Genomic DNA, 1461 nt, shown 5'->3' with positions numbered 1-1461 from the left:
CAATGTCATTAAGTTAAGGAATTTTATATTGCATCTTTTTGATTTTTAAGCACTAAAGGTCGAATTCGATTTCTATACTTGCCTACTTCCCGTTTATTATTCCTGCTTAACCGAATTGGAATTGTGTTTTGAAGAAACAGATTTTCTAATTCCTTGAATACTTCTTCCAAAGAAGCTTCTTTAAAAAGTAAATCTAGAATTCTGTTTTTCAAAAAACCATAAGATAAATTCGTGTTTATTTTATAATCTAGTTTCGTAGTTCTATTCTTTATGCTTAATTCTTCTTCTAAATCATTTACAATTACCGATTGCAAATTGCTAATAAATATTGCACAAAAAAAATCTTGTTGAATACTCATTAAAGAATAACCTGTAAAATATTCTACTTTCAATTTGTTTTTTAGCTCATCGTAAAACGTCTCAATTCCCCATCTTAAAAAGTATAATTCTTTGAATATACTTGTTGGATAAATTTGACTATCTAGCAATGATGTCATCAAAATTTCTATTTCTCCATTGGGTAAATCAACTCTGACTAAACGTACTTTTAAACCCGTGGTTTTGTCATAGTCTTTTCCTGCAAAAACGTGTTTTTCTTGCGGAAAAATATCAACAATTAAAGTTCTTTTTTTACTTACTATAAACGAACTTACTATCTTACTGTGTTTTTTTTGTACCCTTATTAAATAATCAATTCCAGCCTTAATATGTTCGTATTTAAAATCATAAGAAGGATATCCTCTATCATAAACAATCAAATCCTTCTGCCTCCAATGTGTTTTATGTTTTAAAGCTAACTCTCGTTCTCCAATTTTTATATTTTCTAAAACTGAATTCAGAACCAGCTTATTTAATACATCATATAATACGGACGACATCCCTTGAACTATTGATGTATTGGTCTGGTTTTTTGATTCGCCAAAAACCGATTTTAATTCTTGTGTAATAGGCAAAGTTATCTTTGAACCATCAACAGCTAAAATTCTAAAACCATTAAATAACTTAATATTACGATTACTTTTTATGTAATAATTATCTGTGATAATTGATGATAAATAATTAAAAACCTCTGGTTTTATTTTTTTTCTCTTTTGAACAAAGGCACTAGAGGTGAAATTTTGAACTTTCTGACAATCTAATTTTGAGTTGAGATGTTGTAGAAAATTATCAATTTCAATTACCATACTTTTCTTTAATAAATTCAGCATAAAAAGCAATACCCGGCCAAAAGGCTGCTTACGATTTCTGGTAAAATCTTGTTCCTTCATCCTATAATCTAATATTATTTCTTTGCTAAAAATTACTTCTCTCAATTGTTTAATGATTAAGATTGAGATCTTCGACATATGTTAAACTGTTATATTACAGCTTAAATATAAGAAATATACTATAAAAAACCTAATTTTAAATACAATAAATAGCTGTAAATCAAAACAATAAAACCTTAACTTAATGACATTG

General features: G+C 27.2%; 1 protein-coding gene. It reads right to left on the bottom strand.

Annotated elements, in window-relative coordinates:
- Nucleotides 1-23: 23 nt before the first annotated feature.
- A complete protein-coding gene (locus tag EKL95_RS14825; protein WP_158614870.1) occupies nt 24-1313 on the bottom strand; it encodes an IS4 family transposase in 1290 nt (429 codons plus the stop codon).
- Nucleotides 1314-1461: the final 148 nt, after the last annotated feature.

Source organism: Flavobacterium sp. LB2P53, from assembly GCF_003970305.1.
In the GTDB taxonomy this organism is placed as follows: domain Bacteria; phylum Bacteroidota; class Bacteroidia; order Flavobacteriales; family Flavobacteriaceae; genus Flavobacterium.
Note: the sequence above shows the minus strand (reverse complement) of the source record. Positions and strands in the feature narration are given on the sequence as shown.